Genomic DNA, 24567 nt, shown 5'->3' on the forward strand with positions numbered 1-24567 from the left:
TTTCCCGCATTCGATGGCATTTTTGGCAGGCCCGGAATTTCCTTGAACGATTTTCCGCGGATGACCATAATATTGAATGTTTTTCCGCAGTCAGCCTTATTGTTGAACGATTTTTTGGGAATCTGAATGTTTTACTGTGAACTCACCTTATCCTGAACGTTTCGCCATCCTGCTGAACGATTTTCCGCCCCGGGCGCCGGTTTTGAACAAGGAGTTCCACTTGCAGGACCAGAGCTTAGGTCAACTCCGCCTCCATGAGATGCTGGAGCTCGACGTACCGAAGCCCCACGTGCGCTCGACGGCGGTCCGTGGCAACCGTCGAACCATCGAGGGACAGGATGCACTGATCGAACAGTTTCCTCCCCGGTACGTCCCGCAAGACACCGCGATCGACCATCTCAAGTTCGCGCTACGTCACGAACCGCTGGACATGGGAGTCCTGACTGCCGCCCTCAAGGCGATGCCGAAGCAGGACATCGAGACCTGGATCAAGTCCGAGCCGACCGGCGCCTTCTCGCGGCGGGCATGGTTTCTCTATGAGACGCTGACCGGCGACACGCTCGACATCGAAGACGCCGGCGCGGTGACGTACGTCGACGCCTTAGATCCCGAACGGCACATCGTCGCGAACGGCGCGCGATCGCGCAGGCACAAGGTGACGGACAATCTCCTCGGAGCGCCCGGCTTCTTCCTCACCGTCCGGCGGACCGCGAAGATCCAGCAGCACATCGCGGAGAAGCTCGACGAAGTCGCGAAGGCTTACACAGAGAAGGTGCCCGCCGAGACGCTGAAGCGGGCCGTGCAGTACCTGTACACGAAGGAAACGAAATCCTCCTTCGAGATCGAACACGAAAGGCCGACGCCGGAGAAGGCACGGCGCTTCATCGCCGCGCTCGAGCAGGGCGAAAAGTTCGACCCGACCGACGAGAAGGGTCTCATCGCGCTTCAGAATGAGATCGTCGACCCGAGATACGCCGCCTCGGACGTCCGCGATTTCCAGAACTTCGTGGGCGAAACGCTCGGCTCGCACCGGGAGAAGGTGCATTTCGTCTGCCCGAAACCGAAGGACGTGAAGCCTCTGATGTCGGACTGGAGGAAGATGACCGCGCGCCTCAAGCAGGACGCAGAGCCCGTCACCGCGGCGGCGCTGATCGCCTTCACGTTCGTCTTCATCCATCCGTTCGAGGACGGAAACGGCCGTATCCACCGTTTTCTCATCCATCACGTGCTGTCGTCCCAGCACTACACGCCCAAAGGAATCATCTTTCCGGTCTCGGCGGCGATCCTGCGCAACATCAAGGAGTACGACACGGCCCTCGAAAGCTACTCGAATCCGCTTCTCGCGCACGTCAAGTACAGGATGACGCCGAAGAACGAAGTCGAGGTCTTGAACGAGACAGCGCACCTCTACCGGTACTTCGACGCGACCCGTTTCGTCGAATACCTCTACGACAAGCTTGCGGAGACGATCGCCACCGACCTCAAGGAGGAAGTCGAGTTCGTCGAGAAGTTCGACCGTGCCTACACCGCGGTGACGAACCAGATCGACATGCCGAACAGGCGCGCGTCGTTGTTCGTCGGCCTCTGCATGCAGAACGCCGGAAAGCTATCAAAGAAGAAACGCGAGCAGTTTCCCGAGTTGACCGACGATGAGATCACGATGCTCGAGGAAGCCATCGAGGAAACGCTGGCGGAACGCGATGAGGCCTAGCCCTCCGGACCGGTACCGCACGGCCCCAGGGAAGTGCCCTATTTCTTGGGGAAAATCGGCTGGAGCGGGCGAAGGGAATCGAACCCTCGTATGCAGCTTGGGAAGCTGCCGTTCTACCATTGAACTACGCCCGCGCGCCGGGCCGCGACAGGCGCGGCCGACCGCCTTGGTCTAGCCGAGACCGCGCGTTCCGCCAAGGGGTCAGCCCAACCGGCCACCGAGGGCAGCCGAGGCGGCGCGGCGCGGGATCGGCGGCGCGGCGAACGGCCGGCGCGGCGGGTCGGCCGCGAGCCCCAGCAACACCGTTAACAATTTGTAAAGATTCCGGATGCGCGGTTCCACGGCGCTGGTATAGTCGAACCCATGGTGGGGGTTGCGTATACGATTTTCGATACGATGATGGGCCGATGCGGCATCGCATGGGGCCTCGACGGCGTTCTCGCCGTCCAGCTCGCCGAGAGCCGCGAGATCGACACCCGCCGCCGGCTGCTGAAGCAGTGTCCGGATGCCCGCGAGGCCCGGCCGACGGTCGGAATCGACAGCGCCATCGAAGGCATCGCGGCGATCTTGCGCGGCGCGCATTGGGATTTTTCCGACGTCCGGCTCGACCTCGGCGGCCTGCCGGCCTTCGACTGCCGGGTCTACGACGTGCTGCGCGACATTCCGCGCGGCGAGACCGCGACCTATGCGGAGATCGCCCGGCGCGCCGGCTCGCCCGGCGCGCTGCATGCGGTCGGCCATGCGATCCGCAACAATCCGTTCGCCGTGATCGTGCCCTGCCATCGCGCGCTGACGATCGCCGGCGACACCAGCGGCACCTGCGCCAATGGCGGCGCCATCACCCGGCGGCGGCTGCTGGCGGTCGAGGGCGCGCTGGCGACCCGCGGCCCGAGCCTGTTCGACGTACTGCTCACCGCCGCGCCGCGCCAGGCGGATCGCTAGAACTCAGAACAAGCCGATCAGTCCAGCCCGAGCGTCCGCGGATCGGGCACCGGCACAGCTTTCGGCGCCCAGCGCGTCAGCAGCACGGCGAGCGCCGTGGCGAGGCCGAGCACCACCATCGAGGCGGCGGCGAGCGCGAAGAAATTGCCGGCGCTGCCGTTGTTGGCGATCAGCAGCCAGCCGCCGATGCCGACGAAGAGCAGCCGCCCGGTCTGCGCCAGCACCGGGCCGAGCACCCGCGCCGCGCCCTGCGCCGAGAAGTACAGCGAGATCGACAGGCCGATGAAGGCGTACATCGGCCCCGCCGCCCGCAGATAGCGCTCGCCGGCGAGCTTGACGCCCGGGTCGCTGGTGAACAGATCGACCCACAGATGCGGGAAGAAGGCGACCGCGGTGCCGACCACGCCGACGCAGAGAAACGACACCAGCGCCGCGGTCCAGGCGATCCGCCGCGCGCGCGCCACCCGGCCGGCGCCGATCGCCATGCCGATCATCGGCACCGAGGCGATGCCGACCGCGAAGGCGATCGAGGTCAGCATGAATTCCAGCCGCGCGCCGATGCCGTAGCCGGCGAGGATCTCGGTGCCGAACCGCGCCAGCATGTGGGTGAAGATGGTGATCGTCAGCACCGACTGCAGCGGCGTGAAGCAGGCCACCGCGCCGACCTTGAGAATGTCGAAGAACATCGCGCGCTGGATCCGCAGCCCCTTGAACTTCGGCGTCACCCCGGCGCGGCCGGAGAAGATGTACCAGGCCATCACCCCGGCGCCGACCGAGAACGCCGTCAACGTGCCGGCGGCGACGCCCGGCATGCCGAAGCTCGGGATCGGGCCGAAGCCAAGGCCGAGCACGCCGCCGAGCACGATCTGCAGCCCGGCCGCATTCAGGATCATCAGCGACGGCAGCTTCATGTTGCCGGTGCCGCGCAGGATCGCCGCGAAGGTGTTCATCAGCCACGGCACCACCGCGCCGGCGAAGAAGACGTGGGCGTAGCTCACCGCCTGCGCCAGCACATTGCCGCGGCCGCCGAGCAGCTCCAGCGCGCGGGCGCCGAACACCAGCATCCCGACCGTGAACACCAGGCCGAAGCACAGCCCGATCAGCAACGCATGCATCGCCAGCGTCGCGGCGCGGTCGCTGTCGCCGGAGCCGAGCGCGCGCGCGACCGCGGAGGCGACGCCGCCGCCCATCGCGCCGCCGGACATCGTCATGGTCAGGATCACGAACGGAAACACCAGCGCCATCGCCGCCAGCGCCTCGGTGCCGAGCCGGCCGATATAGGAGGTCTCGGCGACCACCACGCAGGTGCCGGCGGTCAGCGCCACCACATTCGGCCAAGACAGCCGCAGCAGGGTCGGCAGGATGGCGCCGTCGAGCAGCGGATTGGGCGGCGGCAGCGGCGGCTCGGCCTCGCGCCGCGGCGGCTCGCCCTGCACCGGCGGCAGTTCGGCGACGGCGATGTCGGACATGGTTCCCCCCGAGGCCCGATCTGACAGCCGCGCCTTACGACGTTCCTATCATCGATCCGCGGCAAAGCGATGCCCGCGCCACGCATGGGTGGTTGCGCGGCAGATCAACGCGGTCGGGCCGCAAGCTGCCGCCGCTGCGACATCTCGGCAGGCCGTATCAGATGATTTTCCGGGCGGTCCGCCGAACGCAACCGCCTCTGGTTCATTGGCTCGGCATCGGTTTCTGCAAGCGGAGAGCCACGACCATGCCCCGACCTTTCACGACCAGCCGCCTCGCAATCTGCGTCGCAATGGTCTTGCCGCTGGCGGCCTGCGGCGACCAGGCCAGCCTGACCCAGGGCGAGGATTACGGCCCGACGCCGAAACTGGCGGAGCCGAGCAACAACCTGCTGCCGACCGTCAATATCGCGCCGGCGGTCGGCTGGGCGCAGGGCGCCAAGCCGAAGCCGGCGGAGGGCATGGCGGTGACCGCCTTCGCGACCGGGCTGGACCATCCCCGCACGCTGCATGTGCTGCCCAATGGCGACGTGCTGGTGGCCGAGACCAACGCGCCGGAGCGGCCCGAGCAGGGCAAAGGGCTGAAGCGGATGGTGGCCGAGTTCGTGATGGGTCAGGCCGGCGCCAAGACGCCGAGCGCCAACCGCATCACGCTGCTGCGCGACGCCGACGGCGACGGCGTGGCGGAAGTCCGCTCCACCTTTATCGACGGGCTGAATTCGCCGTTCGGCATGGCGCTGGTCGGCAACGAGCTCTACGTCGCCAATACCGACGCGATCATGCGCTTCCCCTACAATCCCGGCGACACGCGGATCACCACGGCCGGCGAGAAGCTCGCCGATCTGCCGGCGGGGCCGCGCAACCACCACTGGACCAAGGACCTGATCGCCAGCCGCGACGGCACCAAGCTGTACGCGACCTCCGGCTCGAACAGCAACGCCGCCGAGCACGGCATGGACGAGGAGATCAACCGCGCCGCGGTGCTCGAGATCGACCGCGCGACCGGCGCGACCCGGCTGTTCGCCTCCGGCCTGCGCAACCCGAACGGCCCGGCCTTCGAGCCCGAGACCGGCGCGCTGTGGGTCGTCGTCAACGAGCGCGACGAAATCGGCAGCGATCTGGTGCCGGACTACATGACCTCGGTGCAGGACGGCGGCTTCTACGGCTGGCCCTACAGCTGGTTCGGCCAGCACGTCGACACCCGCGTCGAGCCGCCGCGGCCGGACCTGGTGGCGAAGGCGATCGTGCCGGACTACGCGCTCGGCAACCACACCGCCTCGCTCGGGCTGGCCTTCAACACCGGCGAGCTGTTTCCAGCCGACATGAAAGGCGGCGCCTTCGTCGGCCAGCACGGCTCGTGGAACCGCAAGCCGCATTCCGGCTACAAGGTGATCTACGTGCCGTTCGAAGGCGGCAAGCCGTCGGGGCCGCCGCGCGATATCCTCACCGGCTTCCTCAACGACAAGGAGGAGGCGCAGGGCCGCCCGGTCGGCGTCGCGATCGATGGGCGCGGCGCGCTGCTGGTCGCCGACGATGTCGGCAATTCGATCTGGCGGGTGACGCCGGCGGGGCGCGAGCAGGCGGCGCGGTAAGAGAGATCGTGCCGCTGCGCCGTAGCCGCTTCGACGCCGCGAAGCGCGACGCTGCGAGCATCAGCTACCAAATCGACCGCAGCGGCCGGGTCCTTTACGATCGCCGCGACGCAGTTCTGCTCGTGACGCTCACCACAGGTACAACCTCATGGTGAGGAGGCGCGAAGCGCCGTCTCGAACCATGCCCCGCGGGCAGTGTCCGTCGCTCCATCCTTCGAGACGCCCGGCTTCGCCGGGCTCCTCAGGATGAGGGAGTCCGTGCATTCGGCATCAGTGCGTATCGCTTCAATCGATCGATGACGCAATCCGGCCTTCCATGCGCGCTTGTGCGGCCGTTCTTCGCTAACACGTCTCACAAGCAATCCGGCGTTGCTAGCTGCTGCGAATTACCACAACAATTCGGCGGCTTGTACTTCGCAGCCCATTAACCTGTCGCCGTTACAACAACCGCTTCGAACGGCCGATGGAATCTATGCGATTGCGCGCAGGATGACATAACGCGACGCCGTCGCGTCGCTCTGGATGGCCGCGCAAGAGGGCCTGTCCCATGACTCATCACCTTCCGTCACCTGCGCCGTCGAGCCGGCTGCTCTCCACCCGCCGCGCGTTTCTGCAATCATCCGCGGCCTTCATCGGCGCGCTGTCCCTCGGCCCGACGCTCGGCGCGCCGGCATGGGGCCGCGAACTGCCGCGCTACCCGATCGCGACGCCGGCCGAGACGACCGTGAAGCAGATGCTGGCGTTCCCGGCGACGATCGAGCCCGGCCTGGCGAAGACCGCGCTGCATCAGGTCGCGCGCTACAAGGACTTCGGCTATGGCGAATGGACGCTGGGCTCCGGCCTGCCGATCGTGACGCGCGCCGACCTGATGCGAGCCGGCTACCAAAAGCCGGCGCCCGGCGAGAACAAGCGTCTGATCCGGTTTTTCGCGTTCACCGACGTCCACATCACCGACAAGGAAGCGCCCAACCAGCTGATCGGATTCCAGCAGACCGAACCGGAGGCGGTGAACAACACCTCGATCTATTCGCCGGTGATGCCGTATACGACGCAGGTGCTGGATGCGGCGGTGCAGACCGTCAACGACCTGCACAGCCGCGACCCGTTCGATTTCGGCATCGCGCTCGGAGACGCCTGCAACAGCACGTCCTACAATGAAGTGCGCTGGTATATCGACGTGATCGACGGCCGGCCGATCACGCCGAGCTCCGGCGACCATCGCGGCCGCGACAGCGTCGACTTCCAGATGCCGTTTCAGGCCGCCGGGCTCGCCCGCGATATTCCCTGGTATCAGGTCCTCGGCAACCACGATCATTTCATGATCGGATCGTTTCCGGTCGACGCCGATCCGTCGATCGGCCTGCGCCAGTCCTACACGGCCGACAGGATCTGGGCGGTCGGCGACGTGCTGAAACCGAATCGCGAAGGCTTCCCGGCGCTGTTCGACTATCGCGGCCTGAAGGCCACGCCGGCGTACTATCCGGGGGTGATCGACGGCACGAGCCGCTATGGCGCGATCATCCATGCCGGCCGCGCCGACGATCCGGCCTTCGCCGGCAAGCCACCGCAGATCGCGCCCGATCCCGGCCGCCGTCCGCTGGCGCGCGCCGAATGGCTCGCCGAGTTCCGCGACACCACGACCCGTCCGAAGGGGCACGGCTTCGATCTGGTCGACGGCGCCGGCGACGGCTTCGCCTGCTACAGCTTCGTGCCGAAATCCGATCTGCCGCTGAAGGTGATCGTGCTCGACGTCACGCAGTCCGAACAGGACGGCTCGCGCGACATCCACGGCCACGGCTTTCTCGATGCCAGGCGCTGGGACTGGCTGAAGATGGAGCTGGCGCGCGGCCAGGCCGAGGATCAGTTGATGATCATCGCCAACCATATTCCGATCGGCGTGTCGCCGATCGGCTCCGAAATGGAATGGTGGCTGGGCGACGCCAATGCGGCGCCTGATTTTGCCAACGCCGTCGACCTCGCCGGCCTGGTGAAGACGCTGCAGACTGCGCCGAACCTGCTGATGTGGATCGCCGGGCATCGCCATGTGAATGTGGTGAAGGCGTTTCCGTCCACCGACCCGGACCGGCCGGAGCAAGGCTTCTGGCAGGTCGAGACCTGCTCGCTACGCGACTTTCCGCAGCAATTCCGGACTTTCGAGATCTCGCTGAACGCGGACTACACGGTGTCGATCGAGGCGGTGAATATCGACGTCGCGGCCGCGGATGGAACGCCGGCGGCGCAATCGCGCAAATACGCCATCGCCACCCAGCAGATCATCCAGAACGACCTGCGGCCCAACAGCCCGAACTACGCGACCGCCGGCGGCAAGATTCCGGTACCGAGCATGGACCCGACGCGGCCGCAAAGCGACGACCCCAAAGCCACCGATCCGTCGATCCGGTTCGTCGATCTGACGAGCGCGGACAAGCCGGTCCAGTATCATGCGTCGAGCAATGTCGAGCTGCTGAAACAGCTCAGCCCGCGGATGGTCGAGGTGCTGAAGCGGACGGTGGCGGTGCGAAAGTAGTCGCGATCACGGACCGGATGATTTCCTCACCGGTTCGGACTATACTCGGGCCATGCACGATGCGGTCGCCGATATTGCAGAGGACGTGCGGCTTCGAGAAGCCGTGCGGCGCCTCGTGGCCGCGGCGCCGGTCGAGGAAATCATCCTGTTCGGCAGCCGCGCCCGCGGCGACCACACCGAGGACAGCGATTTCGACCTGTGCGTCATCCTGAATGACGATATCGCACCCGGGGCATTCACCCCGGTCTCGCTTTGGGAACCGATTTCAGACCTCGGCCTGCCGATCCAGATCGTGCCGCTGCGCCGCGGCCGGTTCGAGGCTGCCAGGCGTGATCCGAGCACGATCAGCTTCCAGATCGACCGCGAGGGGCGGACGATCTATGCCGATAGTTGCGTCAACGTGCTTCACGGAAGGAAGCAGTTGTGAACCTTCAACTGCTGGCCGCTGAAGAGGAGATCGATCGATCTCCACCGATCGCCATTTTGCTATCTGCTGAGTCATTCTTGAAATCAGCCCAGCACCTAAGAAACGGAACTGTGTCGGGGAATCTCAAACTCAGATTTGAGATGCCAGTATATTACTTGTACTCCCATGCGATCGAGCTTGCGCTGAAGAGTTTCCTTCGGACAAAAGGCTTCGATATGAAACAGCTTTCGTCAAGGAAGTACGGCCACCAACTGAACGTACTTTGGGACGAATGTCTTAAGCACGGTCTGAAGCTTCATCCAATTCGGAGAGATTGCACTGAGCAGCTTATCGAGCTTCTGGATCCTTTTGCCACAAGATACGAGTTTCGCTACGTGATCACTGGATTTAAGCAACTGCCTCAGCTCCACGCTGTTGATGCGGAAGTTACAAGCCTGATTGCCTCGGTCAAACTTGATGTTGAGACCCACCTCAGACAGGGCAACAGCGTCACACCTTGAAATGCTTGCTCAGCTTCAGGCTCTGGCCCTGATAGTTCGAGCCGATCTTCTGGCCGTATAGCGCGTCGGGGCGGGACAGCATCTTTTCGTAGATCAGGCGGCCGACGATCTGGCCGTGTTCGAGGATGAACGGCACCTCGCGCGAGCGCACTTCCAGCACCGCGCGCGAGCCGAGGCCGCCGGCGCCCTCGTAGCCGAAGCCGGGATCGAAGAAGCCGGCGTAGTGCACGCGGAATTCTCCGACCAAGGGATCGAACGGCACCATCTCGGCGGCGTAGTCCGGCGGCACCTGGACGGCCTCTTTTGAAGCGAGGATGTAGAACTCGCCGGGGTCGAGGATCAGCGTGCCATCGGGACGTGCGGCGATCGGCTCCCAGAATTCGCCGACCGCGTAGCCGCCGCGACGATCGATATCGACCACGCCGGTGTGGCGCTTGGCGCGGTAGCCGACGAAGCCGTTCGAATTGCTCCCGGACAGATCGACGCTGAGCGCGACGCCGCCATTGAGATCGGCGTCGTCGGCGTCGACCAGCCGCTCGGCGTCGTGCAGCGCATCAAGCTCGTCCTGCTCCAGCGTGGCATGTCCGGCGCGGAAGCGAACCTGCGACAGCCGCGAGCCCTCGCGCAGCAGCACCGGGAAGGTCTTCGGGCTGATCTCGGCGTAAAGCGGGCCGTGATAGCCGGCGCCGATCATGTCGAAACGTCTCGTTCCGTCGGCGATGACGCGGGTGAACACGTCGAGTCGCCCGGTCGAGCTCTTCGGATTGGCGGCGGCGACGATATTGCGCGGCAGCGCCAGGCTCTCCAGCAGCGGCACGATGTAGACGCAGTTGGTCTCCAGCACGGCGCCGTCCGACAGGTCGATCTCGTGCAGCTTCAATTCATCGATCCGCTCGGCCACCGTGCAGTCCGGCCCCGGCAGGAAGCTGGCGCGGACCCGATAGGCGATGCCGCCGAGCCGCAGATCGAGGCTGGCGGGCTGGATCTGGCTCTCGACGAACGGATATTCCGGCAGGATCAGCCCGGCCTCGGCCATCGCCGCGATCATGCGGTCGGGCAGGATTCCATCGGCATCGGGCGGCAACGCGAACGGCACGGCGGCGATCCTCACGGCGGCCGCGCGGCCGCCAGACGCGGAAAATACTGGATTTCATCGGTTATCCGATGGCCGGCTTGACGGGAAGTCCGCGGAGGATTATGAGCCCGACTTATCCCGTGGTGATTTGAGCCGGCCGGCTTGCAGCCACGTTAAACAAGTCGCTAAACAGGCCGGGGACAATGTGATCCCGGCTTGTGGAAATTTTTCCAGGCCGGTTTTTTTGTGCCCGCACCGCCAGGTGTGGTCACGAATGGAGACCACATGTCCGAGACCAATACGCCCGATTCCAGCACGCCCGCCCCGAAGCCCTCGATCGCCATCCCCGACACCGCGCATTTTCGCCGCGAGACCCGGCTGGTGCATTCCGGCAGCCTGCGCTCGCAATATGGCGAGACCTCAGAGGCGCTGTTTCTCACCCAGGGCTTCGTCTACGACAGCGCCGAGCAGTGCGAGGCGCGCTTCACCGGCGACGATGCCGGCTTCCAATATTCGCGCTTCTCCAATCCGACGGTGTTCAGCTTCGAGCAGCGGATGGCGGAATTCGAGGGCGCCGAAGCCGCGCGCGCCACCGCCACCGGCATGGCCGCGGTGACCGCCGCGATGCTGGCGCCGCTGCGCGCCGGCGATCACGTCGTGGCCTCGAAGGCGATGTTCGGCTCGTGCCGCTACGTGGTCGAGGACCTGCTGCCGCGCTACGGCATCGAATCGACGCTGGTCGACGGCCTCGACCTCGACCAGTGGCAGAAGGCGCTGCGCCCCAACACCAGGACCTGCTTCCTCGAGAGCCCGACCAATCCGACGCTCGACGTGCTCGACATCGGCGCGATCGCCGAAATCGCACATGCGGGCGGCGCGCGGCTGGTCGTCGACAACGTGTTCGCGACGCCGATCTGGCAGAGCCCGCTCGAACTCGGCGCCGACGTCGTGGTGTACTCCGCCACCAAGCACATCGACGGCCAGGGCCGCTGTCTCGGCGGCGTGGTGCTGTCGTCGCAGGCGTTCATCGAAGAGCACATCCAGATGTATCTGCGCCAGACCGGACCGTCGCTGTCGCCGTTCAACGCCTGGGTGCTGCTGAAGGGGCTGGAGACGCTGGCGGTGCGCGTCCGGGCGCAGACCGAGACGGCGGCGGCGATCGCCGATGCGCTGGCCGGCCATCCGAAAATCCCGCGGCTGGTCTATCCCGGCCGCGCCGACCATCCGCAGGCCGCGACCGTGAAGAAGCAGATGGGCGCCGGCTCGACGCTGATCGGCTTCGAGGTCGCGGGCGGCAAGGCCGAGGCGTTCCGCTTCCTGAATGCGCTGAAGCTGATCCGGATCAGCAACAATCTCGGCGACGCCAAGAGCCTGGTCACGCATCCGGCGACGACGACCCATCAGCGGCTGAAGCCGGAAGCGCGCGCCGAACTCGGCATCAGCGAAGGCTTCATCCGCTACTCGGTCGGCCTCGAGCACAAGGACGACCTGATCGAGGACATCGTCGCCGCGCTGGAGAAGGTGTAGTAAGCGCCGCACGCTGCCGTACACGAGACGTCATTGCCGGGCTCGACCCGGCAATCCACCTTTCTTCGCAAAAGCACTCAGGATCCACGATCCCGCCCGCTCCGCGGGCGATGGATGCCCGGGTCGAGCCCGGGCATGACGGCTGCGGATGCGCGGCGCGGCTCGCGTTGCGGCGCAGCGCCTCACATCGGCCGATAGGCGCGGACGTCGGACGGCACGGTGACGCCGAGCTTGATCTGGCCGACCGAGCGGATGATGTCGTCGCCGAGCAGTTGGGCGAAGCAGGCGTAGCCCCAATCGTTCATGTGCAGGCCGTCGGCGATGACGAAATCGTCGAACGGCAGCGCCTGCTTTTCGTGCCACTCCTTCATCACCTGAAAGCGCGGGAAGATCGCGACCCGGCGCAGCTCGGCGAGCCGGCCGAGTGCGGCGATCATCTTGCCGGCGCTCTCGGCGCGCTCGTTGACCCGCGGCGCGTATTGCGGATCGACCAGCACCACGTCGGACCCCGCCGCCTGGATCGCCGCGATGCCCTCCTCGACCAGCCGGCCGGTCTCGGCCGGATCGAGATTGCGCAGGATGGCGTTGGTGCCGACCTGCCAGATCACCAGATCGGGCTTGGCGTCGAGCACGGTGGCCTTCAGCCGCGCCATCATCTCGGGCGCGTCCTCGCCACCCTTGCCGCTGTTGATCACGCTGATGTCGGCGCCCGGGTATTGCCGGCGCAGCCGCTCGGCCAGACGGTTCGGATAGTTGTTCGCCGGCGAACTGGAGCCGTAGCCCTGGGTCGACGACGAGCCGAACGCCACGATCACCACCGGCTGGCCGGCGATCAGCTTGCGGGCGACGTGGGGCAGCGAGCCCATCGACTTGCCGCCGCCTTTCGGCGCCAGGCAGGGCACCCGCGTCAGCACGTCGCCGGCCTGCTTGGCCGCCTGCTTGACCCGGTCGATGGTCTGGCCGGCGATGCCCTTCTGGCCGGCGTCGCGCGCCGGCGCGGCGGGGGAGGCCGCGGCCGGGGCCGGATCCGAGGGCGGCTGCGGCGCCTGCGCGCGCGCGCCCGACAACGCCATCCCGAGCAGCATCGCTGCCGACGCCAGGCCGGCGGCGAGCTTCACGCAACTTCGACTCATCAACGCAACGTCCTCAGCTCCGATGGCGTGATCTTGGCCGTATCGACGATGAAGGTCGACAGCGCCCGCGCGATGCAATTGTGCACCCGCATCGCCAGGTCGATCCCGGGCGAGGGATTGAACAGGTCGAACTCGCCGGTCTCGTTCCAGTGCCGCATCAGCGCGAAGCGGTCGAACAGCGGCACGTCGTGTTCCTGCGCCACGGCCCGCATATTATCCAGATAGGGCGCCGGATTGATCATGGTTTCAATCCGGGGGCTGTATTGCAGATTCATCAGGATGACGTCGGCGCCGGCCTTCTGCGAGGCTTCGATGCCCTCGCTGAGCGCGTGGCGGAAGTCGTCGGCGTCGATCGAGCGGATCGCGTCGTAGGTGCCGGTCTGCCAGATCAGCAACGCCGGCTTGCGATCGGCGACGAGCTGGCCGAGCCCCGCCCCGACCTCGGCGGCGGTCCGCTTGACCCGCATCTCGAAGGTGACGTTGACGGCGATGCCGGGCAGCCTGTCGCGCAGCAGCGTCTGCAGCCGCGCCGGATAGGCCGTGCTTTCGGCCGAGTTGATGCTGGAGGAGCGGCTGCCGACCACCAGAATGTCGAGCTTGCGGTCATTCTTGAGCGCGGCCACCACCTTGCCCAGCGTGATGCCGGTGGACAGCATGTAGGCCGGCGCGTCGCAGCCCGGAGGGGACGCATCCGCGGCGGCGCGAGCCGGCGCGACCAACGCGCCGAGCAGGGCCAAGCCCAGCACCCATCCCAAGCCGGCCCGTCCGCCCGCCCTCATGCATCGCCCCCCGCGAGGTCGGCATCCGGGCTTGTTTTCTGACTGCCGCCCTTTGCCACCGCGTTCTTGTACCATGAAAACAGCCATGCCGACCCGGACATGATGACGATCCCGGCCAGACTGACGACGAAATGCATCACGGCGCCGCCCGAGATTTCGGCCAGCACGAAGTAGCCGGCGAATGCAAGGAAGATGCCGAGGCAGAAGATCTCCAGCGAATGCTGGCCGCACAGGATCAGCGGCCGCAGCCAGGGCGAATTCAGCCCGCGCCAGTCGCGGTGCAGGAAGCGCACGGTGATCGCCGCCAGCGCCAGGAAGTGGGCGAACCGCAGCACGTCGAGATTGGGCTTGTCGATCGGGTACATCCACTGCTCGAGCCATTTCGGCAGAATGTGGTAGAGCTGCGGCATGTGCCATGTCAGGGTGATGAAGAACGCCGCCAGCAGATAGGCCGCCGACAACCACAGCGTGACATTCGACGCCAGCACCCGCGACAGCCGCTGCGCGCCGCCCATCGCGCACCAGGCGCCGAACACGAACAGCAACTGCCATGCATAGGGATTGAACGCCCAGACGCCGCTCGGATAGGCGGTGAGGTGCAGGTCGAACTGCCAGGTCGCGGCGTACAGCAGGGTCGCCAGCGCCAGCGCCAGATCGGGCGAGCGCCGCATCGTCCACAGGATCGGCGGCAGGAAGAACATCAGCACGATGTACAGCGGCAGCACGTCCATATTGACCGGACGAAACCGCAGCAGCAGCGCCTGCACGATGGTGACGTCGGGCTGCTTGAGGAAATCCAGGATGCCCATTTCCTCGGTGTAGAGCGGGTTCTGGAAGCTGGTGGCGACGTAGGAGATCTCGGCGAGGAAGATCGTGAACAGAAACACGTGGGCGACGTAGATCTGCCAGACCCGCTTCATGATCCGCGCCGACGCCACCACCACGCCCTGATCGCGCATCGCCCGGCCGTAGACGAAGGCGGCGGTGTAGCCGGAAATGAAGATGAAGATCTCGGTGGCGTCGGAAAAGCCGTAGTTCCGGATCGTCAGCCAGGTCAGCACATTGGCCGGCAGGTGGTCGATGAAGATCAGCCACAGCGCCAGGCCGCGGAACAGATCGAGCCGCAATTCGCGCTTCGGCGGCGGCTTGCGGACTTCCGGTTGCAGCGGCGGCGGCGCCGGGTCCGCCGGCGGCGGAAGACCCGCGGGCGGCGCTCCGGCGATCGGTTCGGCGACAGACGAGGCGACGGCAGAGGCGACGGCAGTCATGGGCTTCCGAACGGGCGCATCCTTGCGCCTTGGCACAGATCGAACCGGCTCAGGCAGAGATCGAGTTGGCACAGATATAGCACCTGCCCGGAGGCAGGCGAGGGTTACAACGCCGCGGCCGGATCGCCGAGCCGATGCGGGGCGACGTTACGGCCGTGACGGTTAGGAGCCGACTGTGGTGAAACCGCGGCCCCGGGATCGGCGCGGGCCCTGAAAATCGTTCCGAACGACTGGTTTCAGGAGGGAAATCTGCGATATGATCGCGACGCAAGTTGGAACAAGCCTGATGTACCGCGCCATTACCCGCCAGATCGAGGTGACCGTCGAGCCGAACTATCTGCCGGAACGCTCCTCGGCGGAGAACCGGCAGTATTTCTGGTCCTACACCGTGGTCATCACCAATTCGGGCGAGGAGACCGTGCAGCTCCGCACCCGGCATTGGGTGATCACCGACGCCTCCGGCCGCACCCAGGAGGTGCGTGGCGAAGGCGTGGTCGGCGAACAGCCGGTGCTCGCCCCCGGCGAACGCTTCGAATACACCAGCGGCGTCCCCCTCCCCACCGCCTCCGGCTTCATGGCCGGCCGCTACCAGATGGAAAGCGAAAGCGGCGAGAAATTCGACATCGACGTCCCGGCGTTTTCGCTGGACAGCCCGGAGGGGAAACGGACGCTGAATTGAGGGCGCGGCGCTGATGGCCCCGTAGGGTGGCGCTGAGCGAGGAGCCCACGCGGACATCCCGACAGCATCACCGGCGACGCGTGGGCACGGCGCTTGCGCGCCTTTGCCCACCCTACGGACTCCGACGAATGACAACCGACTGTATTGAGGGGCGCAGACTTCGTGCCCCGGATGCTGCGCAGCGCGCCGCGCTTTGCGGCGTGGTGCGCTGCTGATCCGGGGCCCCGGTTGAGGTGCATCCGAACAGCTTCGAAATATATCGTGTCGAACCGCGAACCGGGGTCCCGGATCTGCGAAGCAGCACTGCGTGCTGCGTCGCGTCCGGGACACGGGATCAATCGCAAACCGATCGATCAAGCAGAGTGAGTAGCGCTGAGCGCAGCGGCGCTCACGCTACCCAGGCAGATTCAAGAACTTGGACAACGCATCCACCGCCGACTTCAGAGCCGTCGCCAGCGGCGGATAGGCCGCCGATGCGATCGTCACCATGTTTGCCGTATCGGCCAGCCGCTGATCCGCGCCGCTGTAAAATCCAAGACCATTGAGGACGACGCGCTGCTTGGTGGTCACTGGCACAATGCGATCGTTCTCCGAGAGAGCGATATCGGGACTGGGAGTCTTGCGCGCCTCCGTCTCACGCGCCGGCGGCAGGGTAGAGAGAACTTGTGCCGTCTCAGACATCCCCTGCGTCGCAGCGAGAAAATCTCCCGTCACCAAGCCTGCATCGTGCGCCTGCTTTGCAGCCTTCGCGACGCCCTCGAATGGCGCGCTGAAATCCTTCCCAGCCGCTTTGTTTTCATCGACAGCGGTTTCACTGTAGATCTTCTCGCGCTCGGCATCGAGCGGGAAGTGCTCGACGAACTTGGCGTGATTGTCCGCGAAGCGATCGAACGCTTCGCGCACTCCGGCCTCCAACCACTCGTCTTCGGCCCGCGGGGCTGCAACCGATGCCGCAATAATGTCGGCATCATCCTTCAGCAGCCCGATGATCGGCTGGGTGCCACGGGTCTTGAGCTCTTCATCATAGGAGCGGAGGAATTCCTGCAACGCGGGAGGCGCTTGAGGCGGCAGAATTTTTACGATTCGCTCGATCAGTTTCCGCTGACGCAGCGGGAGTGTGGACAAATCCTCGTCGACCACCGGAACATCGAAGGCCTTGTTCGGCCCCGCATCCAACTGGCCGCCGTCGTTGATCGAAGGCTGCGGGCTGGCGACTTCGGCGAGGCGGTGGACAGTCTCCGCCTTCGATAGCTGCCGACCCAGAAAATCTGAAGGCCGCCCCTTCCAGCTCCAAATCGCCCTCAGCCGCCGGATGATCTCCGTATTCACGGCCTCAGAAGTTTCTTTCCACGGCAGATCGCCGGGAATATCCGTGAAGGCTGCATCTTCAGCCTCCGAGTATGGCGTTCCCGCGAGAACGTCATCGTACCAATTGGTCCACACCGACCAGTGCTCACCACGTCCTAACAGTTTCGATTTCAAGTGTTGCCAATTCTGCTCGAACGGATTTGACCTGTTCACCCGCCAAAGCGACGCTGCAGCAATTTGTTCGGAAGAGGGGCCTCCCGAGAACAGCGCCTCTGCCTCTTGGTGCATTGCGGTGATGGTAGCGGCAGCAGCAGGGAGCGAATAAGAGGCAGCGGCACCGTCAACAAGCCAAACGTTTACATCGGTCCAAAGTTCAAGTGCGGAAGAGTCGTCACTTGCGGCGGCCGCCGCTGATGCCATAGCTGCCATTGTGGTTATGGAGGAAGCGGTGAGCGCCGTGGCGGCGGGGGATCGACCCACGGCACTTCGGCCAATGGCGGATGAAGCAAGGGCGCTGCTGGCAAAGGCGGATGAAGCAAAGCCCCTTCCTCCAGAGCGGGACGCCGCGAACGCGCGAAATTCTTCCATGTTAAGCTTCGAAGCAGCGCCTGCGGCGGCCGGTGCGCCGGCTGCACGACTTGGATACTTCGAAACAAAACGCGCAATCGCGGTTGCCCGAAAAACTGAAAGGACTTCAATTGAAGTACTGATCTCTGGATCTAATAGAGGGAGCACCCGCATTGCAGCACGCGATGCAAGTACGACCGACCATTCAGATGGCTGCTGCGCCAACCAATCCGTCCACCCATTTAGATTGCTTGGGTCGGGCACCCCGCTGCCCGCCCCTTGCGCCATCTCGTTCGAATCCGCCATCGCCTGCCCCGCAAATACGCCCTGCGACCGTAGCGAAATCTTCGGTTGCAAGACAAGACGGCTTTGGGGGGATGGTCGAGGACCGGGTATATACGCAAGATCGCAATGCCTCGCTGTGATTGTTCACCAGAAAGGCTGGTCATTGAAGAATTTCTAGATTCCGGGTTCGCGCCACGCGCGCTCGGAAGTGACGTGGCCGAGGAGATCGATGCAGCTCCGTAGGGTAGCGCTGAGCGCAGCGAAACCCACGCGCGAGGTCGCGACGGGGGCAAGCGCAGAGCGTGGGCACGGCACTGCGCGCCTTTGCCCACCCTACGGAAGACTACGCTATGTCGGCGTCGAGAAACCGGGGCCCCGGATCTGCGAAGCAGCACTGCGTGCTGCATCGCGTCCGGGACACGGGTTAGTTCTCGACGACGGGCGAACTACTCGTTCGCCGCAGCGCCGTCCTTCGCCTCTGTGTTCGCCGCTTCGGCGCCCGTCTCCACCCCCGCCTCTTCCGGCGTGAATTCGTACATCGAGCTGCAGAACTCGCAGGTCACCACGACCTTGCCGTCCTTGACCATGTCGGCGCGGTCCTGCGCCGAGAAACGGGACAGCATGCCGGAGACGGCGGTGCGCGAGCAGGAGCATTGCGCGCGCAGCGGCAGTGACGAGAACACGCGGACGCCGCGTTCGTGGAACAGGCGGTACAGCAGCCGCTCGCCGGACAGGTCGGGGTCGATCAGTTCGATGTCCTCGACGGTGGCGATCAGCGACTGGCCCTCGACCCAGGCGTCGTCCTCGGTGACGGCGTGAACCTCGGCGCCGTCCGGCGCGTCGCCGGGATGCAGATCGGCCGGCCGCGCGCGCTCCGGCGCCTTCGGCAGGAACTGCAGCAGCATGCCGCCGGCGCGCCAATGATGCCGGCCGCCCTCGCCGCCGCGCCATTCTTCGCCGACCGCGAGCCGCACCCGGGTGGGGATCTGCTCGGAGCGCAGGAAGTACTCGTGCGCGGCCTCCTCCAGCCCGCCGCCGTCCAGCGCCACCAGCCCCTGATAGCGGCTCATGTCCGGGCCCTGATCGATCGTCATCGCCAGATGGCCCTTGCCGAGCAGCGCGCCGGAATCGAGCCCGGGCGCGAGCTTGCTTTCGTCGAACCGCGCATAGGCGCGCAGCCGGTCGGGCGCCTGGAAGTCGACGATCAGAAACGACACCGGACCGTCGGTCTGGGTCTGCAGGATGAAGCGTCCGTCGAATTTCAGCGCCGAGCCGAGCAGCGTCGCCAGCACGATCGCCTCGCCGAGCAGCTTGGCGACCGGCGTCGGATAAGCGTGTTTCTCCAGCAGTTCGTCGAGCGCCGGGCCGAGCCGGGTCAGCCGGCCGCGCAGATCGAGCGGCCCGACTTCGAACGGCAGCACCGTGTCGTCGATCGGAACCGCGGACGGCGCGCGAACCGGGGGCGTCTCGGAGGTCTTGGGATTTTGCGATTGCGAGGTCATGGCGCTCTATCTGGGGGCGGAGGCTGCGGATCGGAAGGGCCGAGCTGGAGGGCGAATGGCAGCGATGCAGGCGGCCTCTTCCTTCTCCCCCTGTGGGAGAAGGTGGCGCGGACGCAGTCCGCGTCGGATGAGGGGTGGACGCGAGGCCAGTGCCCGCGGCCCCCTCACCCGGCGAGCTTCGCTCGCCACCCTCTCCCACGAGGGGAGAGGGTTAGAAGAAGGCGCCGTCGGCGACTACGCCACCGCGCCCAAGCACCAGGCCAAGATGCCCTTCTGCGCGTGCAGGCGGTTTTCGGCTTCGTCGAACACCACCGATTGCGGGCCGTCGATCACCTCGTCGGTGACTTCCTCGCCGCGATGCGCCGGCAGGCAGTGCATGAAGATCGCGTCCTTGTCGGCGAGCGACATCAGCTTGGCGTTGACCTGAAACGGCTTGAGCAGATTGTGGCGATGCTCGCCGTCCTTGTCGCCCATCGACACCCAGGTGTCGGTGACGACGCAATGGGCGCCGCGCACGGCTTCCTCGGCGTCGCTGCCGAGCGTGACCTGCGCGCCGCTGCGCTTGATCCAGTCGCGCATCGCCTTGTTCGGCGCGAGCTGCGGCGGGGTCGCGATGTTGAGCTTGAAGTCGAAGCGCTGCGCCGCGTGGGCCCACGACGCCAGCACGTTGTTGTCGTCGCCGGTCCAGGCCACGGTCGCGCCCTTGATCGGGCCGCGATGCTCCTCGAACGTCATCACGTCGGCCATCACCTGGCACGGATGCGACTTGCGCGTCAGCCCGTTGATCACCGGCACGGTGGCGTTGGCGGCGAGCTCCAGCAGCGAATCGTGATTGAGGATGCGGATCATGATGATATCGACGAAGCGCGACAGCACCCGCGCGGTGTCGGCGATGGTTTCGCCGCGACCGAGCTGCATCTCGGCGCCGGTCAGCATGATCGACTCGCCGCCGAGCTGGCGCATGCCGACGTCGAACGACACCCGCGTGCGCGTCGAGGGCTTCTCGAAGATCATCGCCAGCGTCTTGCCGGCGAGCGGCTTGTCCGAAGCCGCATTGGCCTTGCGCTTCGCCTTCATCGCGTCGGCGGCGGCCAGCATATTGCGTAGCTCCGAGGTCGGGACCTCGGTGAGATCGAGGAAATGCCGCGGGGCGTTGGTCATGGCGGAGCTCTTGGAATCGCTCTTGGTATCACTCTCGGGACTACTCATGGCGGCACGATCGGCGATGCTCATCACACCGCCTCCCGCTGCGCCGGCTGGCCGGACAGCACGTCGCAGGCACGCTCCAGCCGCGTCACCGCCTCGTCGATTTCCGTCTCGCCGACGATCAGCGGCGGCAGCAGCCGCACGACGTTGTCGCCGGCGCCGACCGTGAGCAGCTTCTGGTCGCGAAGCGCGGCGACCAGATCGGTCGACGGCACCACCGCCTTGAGGCCGACCAGCAGCCCCTCGCCGCGGACTTCGCTCAGCACCTGCGGATAGCGATCGACGATGCCGGCGAGCTTCTGCTTCAGCAGCAGCGACATCCGCCTGACGTGATCGAGAAAGCCGGGCTTCAGCATGACGTCCAGCACCGCATTGGCGGCGGCGACCGCCAGCGGATTGCCGCCGAAGGTCGAGCCGTGCGAGCCCGGCGCCATGCCCCGGGCCGCATCCGCGGTGGCGAGGCAGGCGCCGATCGGGAAGCCGCCGCCGAGCGCCTTGGCCAGCGACATGATATCGGGCGCGACGCCGATCCGCTGGTAAGCAAACAGCTCGCCGGTGCGGCCCATGCCGGTCTGCACCTCGTCGAAGATCAGCAGCAGACCATTGGCGTCGCACAATTCGCGCAACGCGCGGAAGAACGCCGGCTCCGGCGAACGGACGCCGCCTTCGCCCTGCAGCGGCTCGATCAGGATGCCGGCGGTGGTCGGGCCGATCGCCTTCTTGACCGCGTCGAGATCGCCGAGCGGCACCTGGTCGAACCCGGTGAGCGGGTCGCCATAGCCTTCGAGATACTTCGCCGAGCCGGTGGCGGCGAGCGTGCCCAGCGTGCGGCCGTGGAACGCGCCCTCGAAGGTGACGATCCGGGTGCGCTCCGGCGAGCCGTTCGAGAAATGATGATGCCGCGCCATCTTCAGCGCGCATTCCATCGCCTCGGCGCCGGAATTGGCGAAGAACACGTAGTCGGCGAAGCTCTGCTCGCACAGCCGAGCGGCGAGCCGCTCGCCGTCCGGGCTCTTGAACAGGTTCGACATGTGCCACAGCCGGGTCGCCTGCTGCTGCAACGCCTCGACCAGATGCGGGTGGCAATGGCCGAGCGAATTGACCGCGACGCCGCTGGTGAAATCGAGATAGCGCTCGCCGGTGGTCGAGATCAGCCAGGCGCCCTCGCCGCGTTCGAAGGCGACATCCGCCCGCGCGAAGACCGGCAGAAGATGGGAGGTAGTTGCTGCGCTCGACTTAGCACTCGACATGGCCGATCCGATCGGAAAAAGCGGGCCGCCGGGCCGGCCGCAGTCAGTGCGGTCGCGGGCCCGGCGCGCCCCGGAAACGAAAGTACCCCGGAAACGAAACGTGCCGCCTTTCCAGGCGGCACGTGTAGTCATTCTAGGTGCGCTGAAGTGCCTGTCAACCGGGCTTCCGCCGGGGTTCCCCCGGACTTCTACGCAGGTCGCCGCTGTGACGTTCAAGACTCACCCGAGAGAGAAGGTGTGGACGCACCAGGTCTGACTCTTGCGCGTGAGTCACGCCATATTGTAGCGTTTTCCTCGTCAGGCACGAGATGTCGTGCACGGTTTGTAATCCTTTACGAGTTCTCGGTCGGGGCGAAACGCCCGGACGGCACCGGCCGTCCGGCGAGGGCTAAGGGATTCTGACGGCAAGACAATTGACGACCTCGCAGCCGCGACTTGGCGCTGGACCAGCACCGCGCGGCAGGAAGGGATTGAGACGATGACGGCATTGACCTGGACCGACGAGCGCGTCGAGCAGTTGAAGAAACTCTGGGAAGGCGGACTGTCGGCGAGTCAAATTGCCGCGGAGCTCGGCAATGTGACGCGCAACGCCGTGATCGGCAAGGTTCACCGCCTCGGCCTGTCGGGCCGGGCCAAGAGCCCGTCCTCGGCGGCGCCGCGGCCCCGCAAGGCGCGCCCCGCCCAGCACATGATGCGGGTGACGCGGCCGGTGGCGCGCGGCAATACCGCGCTGGCGCATGTGTTCGAAGTCGAGGCCGAGCCCGATCCGGTCGCCTTCGACAATGTGGTGCCGATGAACCAGCGGCTGTCGCTGCTGGAGCTCAACGAGGCCACCTGCCACTGGCCGGTCGGCGATCCGTCGAGCCCGGAGTTCTTCTTCTGCGGCGGCAAGTCGCTGCCCGGCCTGCCCTATTGCTCGCATCACTCGCGCATCGCCTATCAGCCGGTCGGCGACCGCCGCCGCCAGCAGCCGAAGCCGACGCGATAAGCGCGGCTCTGCGCTTCAAGGCGCGATCGTCCGCGCGCCGCCGACTGAGGCCGTCATCGCCCGGCTCGACCGGGCGACCCAGTACCCCCGAGCGCCTGTTACTCCTCACGAGTACTTTGCAATACTGCATCCTCCGCTTTCGCGGAGGATGACAATTGAGATGTGTGGCCGAGTAAGCGCAGGATCGCCGGATCGTAGGGTGGGCACAAGGCGCGTAGCGCCGTGCCCACGCGTGCGGACGATCGTCATCGCGAGACGCTTCGCAGGTCGAAAAGCCTGGTGGGCACGCTACGCTTTGCCCACCCTACCAACTGCAAACTACAAACTGCGCTCGGCCCGACGAACGGATCGCCCGCTCACTCCACCTTGGCGAAGCGGTCGTCGAGCGCGTAGCCGGCGCCGCGGACGGTGCGGATCGGGTCCTGCTCGCGGCCCGGATTGAGCAGCTTGCGCAGGCGCCCGATATGGACGTCGACGGTGCGCTCGTCGATATAGATGTCGCGGCCCCAGACGCCGTCGAGCAGCTGCTCGCGGCTGAACACCCGGCCCGGATGCTCCAGGAAGAATTCGAGCAGGCGATATTCGGTCGGGCCGAGGTCGATCGGCCGGCCCGAGCGCGCGACGCGGCGCTTGTCGCGGTCGAGTTCGAGGTCGCCATAGGCCAGCACGGTGGCGAGCCGTTCCGGCGCGGCGCGGCGCAACAGACCCTTCACCCGCGCCAGCAGTTCCGGCACCGAGAACGGCTTGACGATGTAGTCGTCGGCGCCGGTGGCGAGCCCGCGAACGCGCTCGCTTTCCTCGCCGCGCGCCGTCAGCATGATGATCGGCAGTTGCTTGGTGTCGGACCGCGCCCGCAGCCGGCGGCACAGCTCGATCCCGGACAGGCCCGGCAGCATCCAGTCCAGCACCACCAGATCCGGCAGGCGCTCCTTCATGCGGGTATCGGCATCGTCGCCGCGGGCCACGGTTTCGACGTCGTAACCGTCGGATTCGAGATTGTATCGCAGCAGCGTTGTCAGCGCTTCCTCGTCTTCGACCACCAGAATGCGCGCACCCATTGTCGTCCTCGTCTTCAGTCTTGCCTGCGGGACCGTATCGGGTCCGGCTTCGATCGGTTAGTTGCCCGGCGTCGCGTTGGCGAAGCTGGTCACGTCGCCCTTCGGGCGCTTGTCCAGAATCTGCTGGCCCTCGACCATGTAGAACACCGTCTCGGCGATGTTGGTGGCGTGGTCGCCGATCCGCTCGATGTTCTTGGCGCAGAACATCAGGTGAATGCAGAACGAGATGTTGCGCGGATCTTCCATCATGTAGGTCAGGAGTTCGCGGAACAGCGAGGTGCAGATCGCGTCGACTTCCTCGTCGCCATTCCACACCACCATCGCGGCCGGAAGATCGTGCGCCGTGTAGGCGTCGAGCACCGCCTTGACCTGCGACTGCACCAGATCGGTCATGTGTTCGAGGCCGCGGATCAGCTTCAGCGGATGGAAGTCGCTGTCGATCGCGTTGACCCGCTTGCCGATGTTCTTCGACAGGTCGCCGATCCGCTCGAGATCGGTGGCGACGCGCATCGCGCCGACGATCTCGCGCAGGTCGACCGCCATCGGCTGCCGCCGCGCGATCGTCAGCACGGCGTGCTCCTCGATGACGCGCTGCATCTGGTCGATCTCGGCATCGGCCGCGACGACGCGGGCGCCGAGCGCGACGTCGCGCCGGACCAGCGCATCGACCGAATCGACGATCTGGCGCTCGGCCAGACCTCCCATTTCGGCGACCATCCGGGTCAGTTCCTGCAGGTCGCCGTCGAACGCCTTGGTGGTGTGCTCGAAGCCCATGTT

At 65.9% G+C, this 24567-nt stretch carries 20 protein-coding genes, 1 tRNA gene and 1 riboswitch; of the genes, 9 read left to right on the top strand and 12 right to left on the bottom strand.

Annotated features, from left to right (window positions below; genetic code table 11):
* Positions 1-136 precede the first annotated feature (136 nt).
* On the top strand, positions 137-1711 hold the full coding sequence (locus SR870_RS16450) for a Fic family protein (RefSeq protein WP_322514616.1): 1575 nt from the start codon (positions 137-139) through the stop codon (positions 1709-1711).
* Positions 1712-1771: 60 nt separating this feature from the next.
* Here SR870_RS16450 and SR870_RS16455 read toward each other — a convergent pair.
* Positions 1772-1845 (bottom strand) — tRNA-Gly (locus SR870_RS16455).
* Positions 1846-2074: 229 nt separating this feature from the next.
* On the opposite strand from SR870_RS16455, the gene SR870_RS16460 reads away from it, so the two are divergent.
* Positions 2075-2653 carry a methylated-DNA--[protein]-cysteine S-methyltransferase gene (locus SR870_RS16460; protein ID WP_322514617.1) on the top strand — a complete coding sequence of 193 codons (579 nt, stop codon included), beginning with the start codon at positions 2075-2077 and terminating at the stop codon, positions 2651-2653.
* Between the two features lie 17 nt (positions 2654-2670).
* Here the strand turns inward: SR870_RS16460 and SR870_RS16465 are convergent, their stop codons facing one another.
* A complete protein-coding gene (locus SR870_RS16465; protein WP_322514618.1) occupies positions 2671-4122 on the bottom strand; it encodes an MATE family efflux transporter in 1452 nt (483 codons plus the stop codon).
* Between the two features lie 245 nt (positions 4123-4367).
* On the opposite strand from SR870_RS16465, the gene SR870_RS16470 reads away from it, so the two are divergent.
* The 4 genes from SR870_RS16470 to SR870_RS16485 all read left to right on the top strand — a co-directional run bounded on the left by SR870_RS16470 (position 4368) and on the right by SR870_RS16485 (position 9165).
* Positions 4368-5711, top strand: a complete 1344-nt coding sequence (locus SR870_RS16470) for a sorbosone dehydrogenase family protein (RefSeq protein ID WP_322514619.1) — start codon at positions 4368-4370, stop codon at positions 5709-5711.
* Between the two features lie 547 nt (positions 5712-6258).
* Positions 6259-8238 carry a TIGR03768 family metallophosphoesterase gene (locus SR870_RS16475; protein ID WP_322514620.1) on the top strand — a complete coding sequence of 660 codons (1980 nt, stop codon included), beginning with the start codon at positions 6259-6261 and terminating at the stop codon, positions 8236-8238.
* Between the two features lie 52 nt (positions 8239-8290).
* On the top strand, positions 8291-8665 hold the full coding sequence (locus tag SR870_RS16480) for a nucleotidyltransferase domain-containing protein (RefSeq protein ID WP_322514621.1): 375 nt from the start codon (positions 8291-8293) through the stop codon (positions 8663-8665).
* Positions 8662-9165 carry a hypothetical protein gene (locus SR870_RS16485; protein ID WP_322514622.1) on the top strand — a complete coding sequence of 168 codons (504 nt, stop codon included), beginning with the start codon at positions 8662-8664 and terminating at the stop codon, positions 9163-9165. Before SR870_RS16480 ends, SR870_RS16485 begins: the two co-directional genes overlap by 4 nt.
* On the opposite strand, the gene SR870_RS16490 is transcribed toward SR870_RS16485, so the two are convergent.
* Positions 9155-10261: a 2'-deoxycytidine 5'-triphosphate deaminase gene (locus SR870_RS16490; RefSeq protein WP_322514623.1), complete on the bottom strand. Its 1107-nt coding sequence runs from the start codon at positions 10259-10261 to the stop codon at positions 9155-9157. The two genes, SR870_RS16485 and SR870_RS16490, sit on opposite strands and share 11 nt — an antisense overlap.
* A 109-nt stretch (positions 10262-10370) precedes the next feature.
* A riboswitch (SAM riboswitch) is annotated at positions 10371-10450 on the top strand.
* Positions 10451-10525: 75 nt separating this feature from the next.
* On the opposite strand from SR870_RS16490, the gene SR870_RS16495 reads away from it, so the two are divergent.
* Positions 10526-11767, top strand: a complete 1242-nt coding sequence (locus SR870_RS16495; RefSeq protein WP_322514624.1) for an O-succinylhomoserine sulfhydrylase — start codon at positions 10526-10528, stop codon at positions 11765-11767.
* A gap of 182 nt (positions 11768-11949) precedes the next feature.
* On the opposite strand, the gene SR870_RS16500 is transcribed toward SR870_RS16495, so the two are convergent.
* From SR870_RS16500 to SR870_RS16510, 3 genes are read right to left on the bottom strand one after another with little or no spacing between them, the layout of a single operon-like run.
* The gene (locus SR870_RS16500) at positions 11950-12900 is read right to left on the bottom strand and encodes an SGNH/GDSL hydrolase family protein (protein ID WP_322514625.1); all 951 of its coding nucleotides are present in this window, start codon (positions 12898-12900) and stop codon (positions 11950-11952) included.
* Positions 12900-13679, bottom strand: a complete 780-nt coding sequence (locus SR870_RS16505; protein WP_322514626.1) for an SGNH/GDSL hydrolase family protein — start codon at positions 13677-13679, stop codon at positions 12900-12902. Before SR870_RS16505 ends, SR870_RS16500 begins: the two co-directional genes overlap by 1 nt.
* Positions 13676-14947 carry an OpgC domain-containing protein gene (locus tag SR870_RS16510; RefSeq protein ID WP_322514627.1) on the bottom strand — a complete coding sequence of 424 codons (1272 nt, stop codon included), beginning with the start codon at positions 14945-14947 and terminating at the stop codon, positions 13676-13678. The genes SR870_RS16505 and SR870_RS16510 overlap by 4 nt, the downstream gene beginning before the upstream one ends.
* A gap of 286 nt (positions 14948-15233) precedes the next feature.
* Between SR870_RS16510 and apaG the strand changes: the two genes are divergently transcribed.
* Positions 15234-15626, top strand: a complete 393-nt coding sequence (gene apaG, locus SR870_RS16515) for a Co2+/Mg2+ efflux protein ApaG (RefSeq protein WP_322514628.1) — start codon at positions 15234-15236, stop codon at positions 15624-15626.
* Between the two features lie 393 nt (positions 15627-16019).
* Here the strand turns inward: apaG and SR870_RS16520 are convergent, their stop codons facing one another.
* From SR870_RS16520 to SR870_RS16535, 4 genes are all read right to left on the bottom strand, one after another.
* On the bottom strand, positions 16020-17807 hold the full coding sequence (locus tag SR870_RS16520; protein WP_322514629.1) for a hypothetical protein: 1788 nt from the start codon (positions 17805-17807) through the stop codon (positions 16020-16022).
* A 425-nt stretch (positions 17808-18232) separates the two neighbouring features.
* Complete coding sequence (locus SR870_RS16525) at positions 18233-19288, bottom strand: Hsp33 family molecular chaperone (RefSeq protein ID WP_322514630.1); 1056 nt, start codon at positions 19286-19288, stop codon at positions 18233-18235.
* 234 nt (positions 19289-19522) lie between these two features.
* Positions 19523-20449, bottom strand: a complete 927-nt coding sequence (argF, locus tag SR870_RS16530; protein ID WP_322518286.1) for an ornithine carbamoyltransferase — start codon at positions 20447-20449, stop codon at positions 19523-19525.
* Positions 20450-20520: 71 nt separating this feature from the next.
* On the bottom strand, positions 20521-21744 hold the full coding sequence (locus tag SR870_RS16535) for an aspartate aminotransferase family protein (RefSeq protein ID WP_322514631.1): 1224 nt from the start codon (positions 21742-21744) through the stop codon (positions 20521-20523).
* A 478-nt stretch (positions 21745-22222) separates the two neighbouring features.
* Here SR870_RS16535 and SR870_RS16540 point away from each other — a divergent pair, with 478 nt between their 5' ends.
* Positions 22223-22732 (top strand): GcrA family cell cycle regulator, encoded by a 510-nt coding sequence (locus SR870_RS16540; protein ID WP_322514632.1) that lies wholly within the window; start codon positions 22223-22225, stop codon positions 22730-22732.
* Positions 22733-23088: 356 nt separating this feature from the next.
* On the opposite strand, the gene phoB is transcribed toward SR870_RS16540, so the two are convergent.
* Positions 23089-23790, bottom strand: a complete 702-nt coding sequence (phoB, locus tag SR870_RS16545; protein ID WP_322514633.1) for a phosphate regulon transcriptional regulator PhoB — start codon at positions 23788-23790, stop codon at positions 23089-23091.
* A 57-nt stretch (positions 23791-23847) separates the two neighbouring features.
* Entirely contained in the window at positions 23848-24564 is a 717-nt protein-coding gene (phoU, locus tag SR870_RS16550) for a phosphate signaling complex protein PhoU (protein WP_322514634.1), read from the bottom strand.
* Positions 24565-24567: the final 3 nt, after the last annotated feature.

It is taken from the genome of Rhodopseudomonas palustris (assembly GCF_034479375.1).
Classification (GTDB): domain Bacteria; phylum Pseudomonadota; class Alphaproteobacteria; order Rhizobiales; family Xanthobacteraceae; genus Rhodopseudomonas; species Rhodopseudomonas palustris_M.

Coding starts and splice junctions, on each gene's coding strand:
- SR870_RS16460 (WP_322514617.1), top strand. CDS start 2,075: ATGGTGGGGGTTGCGTATACGATTTTCGATACGATGATGGGCCGATGC.
- SR870_RS16465 (WP_322514618.1), bottom strand. CDS start 4,122: ATGTCCGACATCGCCGTCGCCGAACTGCCGCCGGTGCAGGGCGAGCCG.
- SR870_RS16470 (WP_322514619.1), top strand. CDS start 4,368: ATGCCCCGACCTTTCACGACCAGCCGCCTCGCAATCTGCGTCGCAATG.
- SR870_RS16475 (WP_322514620.1), top strand. CDS start 6,259: ATGACTCATCACCTTCCGTCACCTGCGCCGTCGAGCCGGCTGCTCTCC.
- SR870_RS16480 (WP_322514621.1), top strand. CDS start 8,291: ATGCACGATGCGGTCGCCGATATTGCAGAGGACGTGCGGCTTCGAGAA.
- SR870_RS16495 (WP_322514624.1), top strand. CDS start 10,526: ATGTCCGAGACCAATACGCCCGATTCCAGCACGCCCGCCCCGAAGCCC.
- SR870_RS16500 (WP_322514625.1), bottom strand. CDS start 12,900: ATGAGTCGAAGTTGCGTGAAGCTCGCCGCCGGCCTGGCGTCGGCAGCG.
- SR870_RS16505 (WP_322514626.1), bottom strand. CDS start 13,679: ATGAGGGCGGGCGGACGGGCCGGCTTGGGATGGGTGCTGGGCTTGGCC.
- SR870_RS16510 (WP_322514627.1), bottom strand. CDS start 14,947: ATGACTGCCGTCGCCTCTGCCGTCGCCTCGTCTGTCGCCGAACCGATC.
- apaG (WP_322514628.1), top strand. CDS start 15,234: ATGTACCGCGCCATTACCCGCCAGATCGAGGTGACCGTCGAGCCGAAC.
- SR870_RS16520 (WP_322514629.1), bottom strand. CDS start 17,807: ATGGCGGATTCGAACGAGATGGCGCAAGGGGCGGGCAGCGGGGTGCCC.
- SR870_RS16525 (WP_322514630.1), bottom strand. CDS start 19,288: ATGACCTCGCAATCGCAAAATCCCAAGACCTCCGAGACGCCCCCGGTT.
- argF (WP_322518286.1), bottom strand. CDS start 20,449: ATGACCAACGCCCCGCGGCATTTCCTCGATCTCACCGAGGTCCCGACC.
- SR870_RS16535 (WP_322514631.1), bottom strand. CDS start 21,744: ATGTCGAGTGCTAAGTCGAGCGCAGCAACTACCTCCCATCTTCTGCCG.
- SR870_RS16540 (WP_322514632.1), top strand. CDS start 22,223: ATGACGGCATTGACCTGGACCGACGAGCGCGTCGAGCAGTTGAAGAAA.
- phoB (WP_322514633.1), bottom strand. CDS start 23,790: ATGGGTGCGCGCATTCTGGTGGTCGAAGACGAGGAAGCGCTGACAACG.
- phoU (WP_322514634.1), bottom strand. CDS start 24,564: ATGGGCTTCGAGCACACCACCAAGGCGTTCGACGGCGACCTGCAGGAA.